The organism is Oribacterium sinus (genome assembly GCF_963553175.1).
Lineage (GTDB): Bacteria > Bacillota > Clostridia > Lachnospirales > Lachnospiraceae > Oribacterium > Oribacterium sinus_B.
The window spans coordinates 1-11,259 of sequence record NZ_CAUVME010000048.1 but is presented as its reverse complement, the minus strand read 5'-3'; the positions used below and the strand labels follow the sequence as shown (position 1 = coordinate 11,259).

Annotated in this window: 8 protein-coding genes and 1 pseudogene; 4 read left to right on the top strand and 5 right to left on the bottom strand. The window is 41.1% G+C overall.

What is annotated here, in order from left to right; genetic code table 11:
* Positions 1-236: 236 nt before the first annotated feature.
* The 3 genes from asnS to RYO92_RS10105 are packed head-to-tail and all read left to right on the top strand — an operon-like array spanning position 237 to position 4,799.
* A complete protein-coding gene (gene asnS / locus RYO92_RS10115) occupies positions 237-1,625 on the top strand; it encodes an asparagine--tRNA ligase (protein ID WP_007156445.1) in 1,389 nt (462 codons plus the stop codon).
* A 55-nt stretch (positions 1,626-1,680) separates the two neighbouring features.
* Positions 1,681-2,775: a metallophosphoesterase family protein gene (locus tag RYO92_RS10110; RefSeq protein ID WP_315370305.1), complete on the top strand. Its 1,095-nt coding sequence runs from the start codon at positions 1,681-1,683 to the stop codon at positions 2,773-2,775.
* Entirely contained in the window at positions 2,772-4,799 is a 2,028-nt protein-coding gene (locus RYO92_RS10105) for an ATP-binding protein (protein ID WP_315370304.1), read from the top strand. Before RYO92_RS10110 ends, RYO92_RS10105 begins: the two co-directional genes overlap by 4 nt.
* 216 nt (positions 4,800-5,015) lie before the next feature.
* On the opposite strand, the gene RYO92_RS10100 is transcribed toward RYO92_RS10105, so the two are convergent.
* The 5 genes from RYO92_RS10100 to RYO92_RS10075 all read right to left on the bottom strand — a co-directional run bounded on the left by RYO92_RS10100 (position 5,016) and on the right by RYO92_RS10075 (position 10,622).
* Positions 5,016-6,146, bottom strand: a complete 1,131-nt coding sequence (locus RYO92_RS10100) for a hypothetical protein (protein ID WP_315370303.1) — start codon at positions 6,144-6,146, stop codon at positions 5,016-5,018.
* A 500-nt stretch (positions 6,147-6,646) separates the two neighbouring features.
* Positions 6,647-8,827, bottom strand: coding sequence for an ABC transporter permease (locus tag RYO92_RS10090; RefSeq protein WP_315370302.1), 2,181 nt, complete (start codon positions 8,825-8,827; stop codon positions 6,647-6,649).
* Positions 8,828-8,952: 125 nt separating this feature from the next.
* On the bottom strand, positions 8,953-9,699 hold the full coding sequence (locus RYO92_RS10085) for an ABC transporter ATP-binding protein (RefSeq protein ID WP_442945647.1): 747 nt from the start codon (positions 9,697-9,699) through the stop codon (positions 8,953-8,955).
* A 177-nt stretch (positions 9,700-9,876) separates the two neighbouring features.
* Positions 9,877-10,029, bottom strand: a complete 153-nt coding sequence (locus tag RYO92_RS10080) for a hypothetical protein (RefSeq protein WP_315370300.1) — start codon at positions 10,027-10,029, stop codon at positions 9,877-9,879.
* Positions 10,026-10,622, bottom strand: a complete 597-nt coding sequence (locus tag RYO92_RS10075) for a TetR/AcrR family transcriptional regulator (RefSeq protein ID WP_315370299.1) — start codon at positions 10,620-10,622, stop codon at positions 10,026-10,028. Before RYO92_RS10075 ends, RYO92_RS10080 begins: the two co-directional genes overlap by 4 nt.
* 281 nt (positions 10,623-10,903) lie before the next feature.
* Here RYO92_RS10075 and RYO92_RS11250 point away from each other — a divergent pair.
* Positions 10,904-11,185: pseudogene (locus RYO92_RS11250) on the top strand (IS1634 family transposase); the annotation flags it as partial.
* Positions 11,186-11,259 lie beyond the last annotated feature (74 nt).

Genomic DNA, 11,259 nt, shown 5'->3' with positions numbered 1-11,259 from the left:
TTTAACCCGTTAGAAACGTGCGCCGCTAGGCGCACAAGCAAAGTGAGCAGTGGTTTACAGAAACCACTGCTCAGTCAGGCGAAGCTAGCAAGAGCGTGCCCCAAGTTCACTATATCGCTTAGAAAATTCATTTGATTGTTAGGCCCTCAATTTAGCGGGAGTTTCCGTCGTATTTCCTTGAAAATTTTTTCTCCCTCCTATATACTGAAAAATATTGTTTATATAAAGGGGGAAGTATGGAAATTACAGGATTGAGAGACATTTTCCTATCACAGGAAGAATATTTGGATACAGAGGTCATGGTCAGCGGTTGGGTGCGTAGCAACAGAGACTCCAAGAATTTCGGATTCTTGGTGATTTCCGACGGCACCTTTTTTACTCCGTTGCAGGTTGTTTACCATGACAGCTTAGAGAACTTTGCACAGGCAGCCAAGCTTGGTGTCGGTGCTGCGGTAATTGTGGAAGGAAAGCTGGTGGCTACACCGGAGGCGAAGCAGCCCTTTGAGTTGCAGGCCAGTTCCATTACAGTGGAAGGAGATACGGAAGCCAGCTATCCCTTACAAAAGAAAAGACATACTTTAGAATATCTTCGTACTATTCCGCATCTTCGTCCAAGAACCAATACCTTCCAGGCGGTGTTCCGTATTCGTTCTCAGGTAGCTTTCGCCCTTCACTCTTTCTTCCAGGAGCGAGGCTTCGTTTATGTGCATACACCCATTATCACCGCCTCCGATACAGAGGGCGCAGGAGAAATGTTCCAAGTAACCACCCTGCCCTTGGAATCCGTTCCTATGGAAAAGGGTGAGGTGCAATATGGAGAGGATTTCTTCGGTAAAAAAACCAGCCTTACCGTTTCCGGACAGTTAAACGGAGAAACCTTTGCCCAGGCCTTCCGAGATATCTATACCTTCGGACCTACCTTCAGAGCGGAGAAGTCCAACACCCAAAGGCATGCTGCGGAATTCTGGATGATTGAGCCGGAGATGGCCTTCGCAGATCTGGACGATGTCATGTTTATTGCGGAGGATATGCTGAAATATGTGATTCAGTATGTTTTAGTCAATGCGCCGGAAGAATTGGAATTCTTAAATCAATTCGTGGATAAGGGTCTTTTGGATAGATTAAATCATATTGTGGAGTCCGAATTCGCCAGAGTAACCTATACGGAAGCAGTAGAAATTTTACAAAAACAAAACGACCGTTTTGAATATAAGGTGGAGTGGGGCTGTGACCTGCAAACCGAGCATGAGCGTTACCTCACCGAAGAAGTTTATAAGCGTCCTGTCTTCGTAACGGATTATCCGAAGGATATTAAAGCTTTCTACATGAAGCTGAACGAGGACGGAAAGACCGTTGCCGCAGTGGATTGTCTGGTTCCCGGCATCGGAGAAATCATCGGCGGTTCTCAAAGAGAAGATGATTATGAGAAATTAAAGAAGCGTATGGAGGAACTTAAGATGGATCTGGAGGAATATGAATTCTATCTGGATTTAAGACGTTACGGCTCCACAAGACACGGCGGTTTCGGTCTGGGCTTTGAGCGAGCTGTTATGTATATTACCGGTATGAGCAATATTCGTGATGTACTCCCCTTCCCAAGAACCGTTGGAAACTGTGAATTATAAAATTTTTGCCTCTCGGGTATCCGGGAGGCTAAAATTAGCTTAGAAAGGATTCCTTATGCGTTTTATCCATGCCGCGGATTTACATTTAGGAATGATTCCGGATGCTCAGCATCCCTGGGGAAGAGAACGGGCCAACGCCCTTTTCCATTCCGCAGAAAAAATCGTAGATTTGGTTTTACAGGAAAATGTAGATGCCTTATTTCTGATGGGACAGATTTTTCATCTCCCTCCCTTGCAAAAGGATTTGGAATACCTTCATAAACTTTTTCAGAAGATTCCCTTCTGTCATGTTTTTTTGTTTTGCAAAAAGACGGAAGAAAATTACTTTCTCCGAAGCTTCTCTTTTTCGGAAAATGTACATGTTTTCACAGAAGAACAGAGTAAATTCTATCTCCCGGAACCGGAAATGGAGATTTTAGCCATGCAAGAAAAGGACTTCTCCTTTTCCTCTGCGGAATCCTTTTCTTTGGAACACGGAGATGCCATTCCTATCCTGCTTTGGAACGAAAGAAGGGCCGAAGAATTTTTATCCCTTGAGAAGGCACAAAACAGTGAGCATGCAACAGCTGCTAAAGAAAGTCCGCTAGCCTCTCTCCCTTTTTCCTATATTGCCTTAGGTGGCGAAAGCAAGAGAAGCGTTTTTGCCAATGGGAAAGCTGCTTTCCCCGGTTCACCGGAACCTCTAAGCACTGAAAACACCGGTGAACACGGTGTATATTTGGGAAGTATTCACCCCATCACAAAGAGATTGGAAAGCCTTTCTTTTTTCCCGATTTCCACCCTTCAATATATTTCCCTTCATTTGCAGCTGGATCCCAGCGTGGGACAGGAAGCACTGAAGCAGGGACTCTTAAAAAAAATCGAAGAACGAGGAAAACAGAATATTTATAAAATTCGCTTTAGCGGAAAAAGAGATCCGGAAACCAAGGTGGATCCGAGTTTATTCCCGAAAGAGCTGCGTATTGTAGAATGCTTGGATGAAACCCTTCCCCAGTATGATTTTTATGCCCTATATAAAGAACATCAACAGGATATTTTGGGGTTCTTTATTCGTTCCTACTTGAAAAAAGATCTGGAGGACTTAAGCCCTATGGAAAAGCAAAGTCTTTTTTACGGCGTTTCCGCCCTTCTGGAAGGAGGAAAGTCATGATACTGGAAAAATTGTATATCGATGGCTTTGGGAAATTTTCCGATTATTCCCTGAACTTCTCCCCTTCCATTCAGATTTTGTACGGAGAAAATGAGGCAGGAAAAAGTACCATTCATGCCTTTATTCAAGCCATGCTCTACGGTATCCCCAAGGGAGCCAGTAAAAAAGAAATCTTTTTCCAATACCGCCCCTTTTCCAAGGCACTGGGCTTTGGAGGTTCTTTGACCTTTTCCCATCAGGGGAAAAGCTATTGTGTACAAAGGGACTTTTTACAGGGAGGAGAAGCCCATATTACTATTCTCCCCCAAGGGGAAAAGCTATTTGAAGGAGAGAGCTTTTTACAGGACCTCCTTTCCCCATTTTCCTTAGAGAGCTTTAAAAATACCGTATCCATACGACAGCTGAAGTCCTCCACCGAGCGGGAAATGGTTTATGAATTACAAGCTATGCTTTCCAATTTCCAAGAAAGCGGTAATGTGGAGCTTAACCCTCAAGCAGCTTTGGATTACCTGGAGCAAGAAGAAGCAAGGCTAAGAGAAAAAATGATTCCGGATGCAAGCAAACGATACTCCGGTCTCTTAGGAGAAGTGAAAAATACCCATAGAAGTCTCTCCCTTTTAGAAGCTGAAGAAGCCCAATTTTCAGAGGAAAAATCCCTCAAAGGATTAGCTCCGAAAGAGGCGATGATAGAAGAAACAGATAGAGAGGAAACAGATGGAGAAGAGATAGATGGGAAAAGAAAAGCCGGAGAAGAATCCTTTGAAAAGAACAGCTCTGTAGTAAAGAACTGTATCTTGAAAGAGGAATCTTTGGAGCTACAGAGGAAAGTGGCGGAAATAGAAGAAACCCGCGAAGAATGGAACAGACTCTCCTCTCTTTTGGAAAAAGAGGGCTTAAGCAACAAAGAGGAGCTTCTGCTGGAACAGGAGAAAATGCTGCAATACCTCAGTCATGAGCAGGAAGAAAAGGAACTGGGCAAAAGCTCGATCTTTCTTTATCCCCTCTTCTGCTTCTTCGCCCTTTGCTTTGCTGTTTTGACCATACTAAGCTTTCTATATGCCTATACCAGTGTTGCCCTGCCCAGATTTCCCTTCTTTTCCATGGGCTTCTCTGCATACCTGTATCCCTTCTTCTGTGCTTTTTTACTCTTCCTTCTTCTGGCTTTATCGCAAAGAAGGATTTTTACACAGCAACAAAGGTGGGTAAAACAAGAGAAGCGGGAATTTGAAGAAATTCTGGCCAAGAGAAACATTTCCACCTTCCTACAGTTCCAAAACAGCAGCAAAGAGGAACTTCGTGAAGAAGGTTCATCCTATACCCAGGCAAAGGTATTACAGTATTACAATACTCTTTTGGAAAAATGGGGAGAAAAGGAAGAATTGGAAAAAAGCTTAGCTCTTTTGGAAGAAAGTTATCAAAAAGAAAAGAACCTTTGGCTGGAAACAAGCTACAAAGAAAAACAAAAAGAGCAGCGGGAAGAACTCCTACGCCAATACGGCATCCTACAAAATAAGGCGGATTTAATTCGTCCCTCTCTAGAGGAAAATGAGAAATTACAGGAAAAGCGAGAGGCTCTTCTGGAAGCCAAAGAGCGTATTCGACAAATTGCCGGAGAAATCCGAAAAAGTTTTGCCTTTCACTTAAACGAGGACTGCGGGAAGGCTCTATCCGAGATTACAGGAGGACGCTACGATTCTCTTTGGATTGATGAACAGCTGCATATCTATGTGAATGCCAAAGAAGGTTTCTTCCCCTTGGAACAAGCCTCTACCGGCACCATTGATCAATTGTATTTGGCTCTTCGTCTCTCTATGGCGCTCCTACTGCAAAGGGAAAATAGGGACTTGCTTCCCCTCCTCTTTGATGACAGCTTTGCCATGTATGACGAAAAAAGACTGGCAGCCAGTATTGGCTATCTGAAAAAAGCTTACCCTGCCCAGATTCTTCTTTTCACCTGCCATCATAGAGAGGAGAAAATCTTAAAGGAACTGGGAATTCCTTTTGAACAAGCGGAACTAAAATAAGCAAAGCGCGTAAATAGTAAACTACTTTTTAAAAAATACAGGTCTGAAAGTCGGGGCGTACGAAGTACTGATTGTCCCTACACTTTCAGACCTATTATTCTTAACGAGTATCGCACGCGTAGTGTGCGATATCTCGTTGTATAATAAGTTCAAAATGTTCTACTATTTTATATTTCGAGTTCCGAAACGAAATCTGATTCCTTCCAGCCATTCTTTTTATTCAGCATCACTTTCACCGGCAGGAGCAAGTACCGGTTCCACTTCCGGTGCTTCCAGCTTTAAAACCGCCTCTGTAAGACTCTTACACTGTCCCTCCTGCAAAAATTGAATCATTCGATGCAGGTCTTCTTCGTTCAAATGTTTTTTGCCGATAAACTGCTCAAATTTTTGGGTAATGGAAATCTGAAGTTCCTGGGCCTTTCCTTCCAAACTGTTTCTTTCCTGAGAGGCCTGCTGCCATTGATCTTTCAAAGTCGTAAGACGCTCTTTCTCTGTGTTCTCCATCTCATCCCGAATAATATTCTGATTAACGGTTTCAAAGCTATGGAGAGCATTCTGCTTTTGAGCAATCACTTCGTTTCTCTCCTGATTCAAACGGCTCAGTTCATCATCAAACTCTTCCAGATGATAATGGGATTCATTGGAGTCTTTGTTAATCTCCTTCTTTAAACGCTTCATCTGTTTCTTGTTTCGATTAATCTTCCTTCGAATCTCTGCCCCCTGATTTACCACATCTCTAAACTTCCCAACGGTTCGGTTTCCGATAAAGACATAGAGACCGCCAAAGATCAGGATATCCAAAAGATAAATTCCTACCAAAAACAGGATTCTATGTGGCACTAGAAAATAATAGACGGAAATAGGAATCGCTGCAAAGAAAAGTAAAAAGAGAAAAATCATCCCCAAAACTTCTGAAAAGGATACCGGCTTATAGAGAATGGCAAAAAGCTTGGTGGTGCAGAATAAGGGTGCTCCTTCTCTGGTGCAAATTCCGTGATACTGTCTCTTTAATTCTACATTTTCCTGCTTCAAAGGGGCGGATTCTTCCGCTACCCTCTCCTTGATTCCCTTATTTTTAGCCTTTTCTCTAGCCTCTTGAACCTTTTTGATTTTTCCGTCACTTTGAGACAGCTGCTGCTCATAGCTGCTTTCCAGTTCCTTCTTACGCTCTTGAATCGTTTTTTCAATCTTTTGCTTTAGAGCTTCTGTCTCCTGCTCAAAGTCGAGTTTTCCTTGCTTTTCTCTTTCTAAAGCTGATTCCGCTTGGAGCTTACAATCCTCCAGTTGCTTTACCGCTTCTTTCGCCTGCTCTAAAAATAAAACCGGATTTTCCTGCTCTAATCCCATATTGGCCTCCTGGTCTAAAAGAAAATATTTTGCAATTTTCCAGTACTTATCCATTCTTTTATAACAAAAAAGATAGTCTCCGTAAAGACTCTTCCCTCTTCTTTCAGAAATATCACTTCACCCTTCTTTCAGAAATATAGATTTATAGGAATTTATAGAGGAACGTTATGACGGTTTCTATGCCGTATGCACAAAGCTGGAAGATGACGTGGCAACGATTATAAGTATTAATCAAAAGCGATGGCAGATTGAAGAATGTTTCCGGATTATAAAAAGAAAACAAGAGCTCATAAATGGCGTAATTGCGCCGTTTACGGGCTCTTGACTCTTTCGCAACTGTCAAAGACGGGAGCTAAGTGACATGAGACTGGAAAGAATTTATTCTGCCCAAACGCAGGGAACCAGGAGACAAAAGATTTATGTAGTTAACCCGGTGCGGTAATCTTGCACCGGATTTTAAATATCCGCAGACGGCGGTTATTTTTTCTTAAGACAACATTTTATTCGACCGACTTCAACGATTCGACCATATCTATATGTGCTGTTAACCTGCATACCATAAGCTGGATTAAAAGAGAGCAGCCTACGACGATTAATGAAACAATTATATATGATATCAATCGTAAATGAGGTGAATATGAAATCGTGGTTGTTGAGACTGTTCTGACATATAGTCCAAGAAAATACCATCCAGCAATCGAGCCAATTATCCACCCTGTCACCATGGGGATCAGGCTACTTTTAAAGATAAGACTCTTTATATCTGTATTGTAGCTTCCGAGAACACGAAGTGTGGCATATTCTCTGTATTTTTCTGTAAAGTTCAATAATCCGAGATTATATTGGATTACAACACTTAGAAGAATGGCTGCTGCAATCAGAAGTATGATTACTCCCTGAACGCTGTCCAGCAATTCCTCGGACTCACTGTATTGTTTCTTCAACTTGACTGAATCTTTGATAACAGACATCTGCCTCACATCGTCCAGATTCATGTTGTCATCTGCCAATAATGCGCTGGCTGTAAATGTATTGCCAAGCGATTCCCAGTATGACTGCGACATAAATATTCCCTGAGGGCTGTTTATATCTGCAATCTGGGAGACCTTCAGATAATTTCTCTTTCCCGCTATAAGTACGCTGATAAATCCGTTTTCTTTCACATTCAGATCCCTGGCTGAAGAACTGGATAGAATTATTCCATCATCAGGCAGTTCCAGCACATTTCCATCAGTATCATATATCGTGAAAAAATAACCCTGACCAATAATAAACAGACTTTCAGAATGAACAGACATTGAGCTTTTTGCCTCACATAACTGTTCGCTTACCCACTGACAGTCGCCTGACAGAAGAGATTCTATTTTTTTGACTTCATCCTCTGTTGGAGACATACTGAGATTTAACTTTTCATAATAAGTGTATTGCCTGCCATAAATCTCATTGTTTACGATGTTGATAGTGTCTTTTAATCCGAAGCTTGCCATCAGAAGCATCATGCTCCCTAAAACGCCTACAATTCCTATTGCTGTACGAATTTTGTTCTGTCCTGCATCTCGGATAATCCATCTCCAGTCAAAGCTCAGTCTGTTCCACAGAACTTTAAAATGTTCAGCAAAGACCTTTTTCTGACTCTGCCTGCCAGAATCACGGAGCAAATCAGTCGGTGCCTCAACTACGATAGATCTGCATGAGATCCAGGCAGATAATGTACAGATAGTGATAAGCAGTACAATAAGGATTACTGAATAATACGAATTACGCCCCAGCCATTCAGGCATGCTGTAAAACTTTTTCTGCAGAGAAAGAAGGACAGGGGTTACTGTATATGGTGCAAGCTCGTAGCCCAGTAATGCTGCTGGAATGCTGATGACAAGTCCGTAAACAGCATAATGTAGCTGGATCTGAAGAGGATGAAAACCAAGCGCCTTTAATATTCCGATCTGTGTACGCTGCTTCCTGACAATTCTTGTCATAGTTGTGTAAATGGTAAGGAGTGCCAGAAGAAAAAATACGAGTGAAAACATGACAGACATCTTTTTTATCTGCCCGATCTTATTTATGTATGAAGATACAGGTGTGTATTCCGTTCTGTCATAACACATCATATATTTATCATTGAGAATAGTTTTCAGATCTGAGCGCAGTGAATCCACGTCAGTTATATTATCTGTAGTAATTTTTATCTGATTATAGGCTGCATTAGGGACTATCTGAGAAAGAGTATCTGCTGATATGAATCCATAGGTATATTTCGAATGATCTGGCACCATGAATGTAGATGAACCTGTATAGCAGATATACTCAGGGCTGTAGACCAATCCCTTAACTTCTAACTCTTGACTTTTTTCACCGTAGTATATCTGAATATGGTCACCAACATGGATTTTCTTATTGTCTGCATAATCTTTATCCAGCCAGATGCCGTCTTCTGTTGGCTTATATTCATTTCCGTTAATACATAAAGGCTTTGATATTTTATTGTCTTTGTTGGATATAAGACAGATATTGACATTGGAATCGCTATCCAGATATGCGCTTTCTACAGCAGAAAGCTGGGTTTCGTTTATCCCATTAAGCTCTTTGATCTGTCCAATATCATCATTGTCAAATCCGAGACCACTGATCCAGATATCTGCCAGATTTGAATCATTAAAATAGGCAGTCTCTTCCTGCTCCATACCGTTCCATACTCCTTCGATACCTGAGTATATCAGCATTCCAAGAGCGCACATGATAAATATCGACAGGAACTGAGATTTCAGTCGCCAGATGTCACGAAGCATTTTACGAAACAGTGTACCCATTACCAGTTTACCTCGTCAACCTTCAAAGGTTTTTCATTTTTCTCAGAAAATTCGATCCTACCGTCCTTTAGGTGTATCACTTCATTAGCGCATAGCGCAATAGAAGCATTATGCGTCACTATGATTACGGTTTTGTTATATTTCCTGGCCATATCCGTAAGAAGTTGAAGTACACTCCTTCCTGTAGCGCTGTCCAGAGCTCCTGTTGGCTCATCACAGAGAAGAATGTCCGGATTTTTACATATGGCACGCGCGATAGACAAGCGCTGCATTTCTCCGCCTGAAAGTTCATCAGGAAAATGCTGACATCTATCCTCCAGCCCGACACTACGGATCATTTCCTTTGCGTCAAACGAATGTGACGTCATCTTAGCCACAATACTGACATTCTCTAGCGCATTAAGTGATGGTATCAGATTGTAAAACTGGAAAACAAATCCTATCTTTTTCCTTCTGTATTCGGTTAGTTCAAATTCATTGAGCTTTGAAATATCGGTATCTGACACCCGTATGCACCCAGATGAGGCTCTATCCATGCCACCTATAAGATTGAGCATCGTACTCTTTCCTGATCCACTCGGTCCTAAAATCACAGTGACACTTTCGTCTTCAATGCTGAAGCTAACATGATCAAGTGCCTTTACTTCGCTGTCACCAACATTATATGTCTTTGATACATTCTCAAATGTAACTGCTTTCAATATATTCACCTCGCTATGTAAAGAATACAATCTACCACTTAACATAAATTATAGCATGTTGCCATTGTGTATTTTCGGCAGCATAGATTAGTACTTTCGAATTCTTTTTAATTTTCCCCTCACTAATCGCCTTATCAATAGCATAAGGTACTGCTGCATTAACAAGAGCTTCGCCATCACTTCCCGTATATATTTTGTTTTCTTGTATAGCAGGAAGCGCTTCTAATACATGCTTCTTTCGGGATCAAAATGGAAACGTTCACCATGCTCAGCAATGAAATGAGATATTTGCGTACTTTCTGACTCAAGACCGCCTACTAGCATCGCCTGTTCAATGGCATTTGTTAATTCTGTGTATACGTAATTTCTACTCATTTGCTCTCCTTCTGTTCAGCAAAATTATATAGTTTAAGAATCATTGTCTTGATCGTTGGCAGTTTTTCCTTCAAATAATCGATCTTCTCATCTGGAGAAATTTGATTCATGATATTAAACAATCCTGAAACCAAAAACTCAGTGATAAACTTTGGATCGCTGCAGTTGCATTCTCCATTATCATTTCCAGAAAGTATAAGTTCTGTTACAAGAGGAACCATTTTTTTCCCAACATTGAAAAAAATCCTCTCGTGTGTTATACCGTTTTTCACATTTAGAATTCCCATAAATATGCCAAACTTTTTTTCTGCCGAATCAATAAAAATTTGAAAAATACGATTGATTTTGTCAAAGGTGGCTATATCCTTATCTATCAACTTATTGACAGCATCTATTATCGCGTCTGCATATCTATCTGCCAACTCCTCCATTACTTCATCTTTTGACTTGAAGTAATAATAGAAAAGTCCCTTTGCTACTCCAATTTCATTGACAATATCCTGTACTTGTGTCTGCTCATATCCCTTCTCCTCAAACAGCTTTCCAGCTGTCTCAATGATTTCATTGCGTCTTTCTTCTTTAGTTTTTGCCATATAAATTCTACCTCATATATATTGACTGACTTCAGTCAGTTTTTATTGTAATATTTTTTTATTGTTTGTCAACCTAGATTCCCGGATTTCCAACCTGTAGCAGTCAATATAAGTAAACACGTTCCCATTATTCAGCCCGGTAGTTTGACAGTTAAATAGTTCCAAAATCTCATCAGGCCTTGAAAAGCCTGTATTTTTTTATCAAATTGTATCTAATATACACCGGCTATATTCGGCTATATAGTATATGGGCGCATGGAGGGACTGCGTCATGAAAGTATCTGTATCAAAATCGAAAAATCAGACCATCTATTACCTGCTTCACTGCCCTGATTCTTTATCGCATTCTGGAGAAGAAGTTAGGTGAGAGTTATACCACTGAAAGCATTATAAGAACACTGAAAGAAATGAACATGCTGATAGCTCCCGGTGAAGGATATATCCCTGAGTATACACGAACCGACCTTACAGACAAACTCCACGACACATTTGGTTTTAGAACGGATTACGAGATTGTATCTCAAAGAGAAATAAAAAAGATTATAACTGCAACGAGAAAGTAGAAATATTGCTAGAATTCAAAATCGAGTAGGAGGCGGCGACTAACCGCCGTCCTCTCACAGCACTGTACGTACGG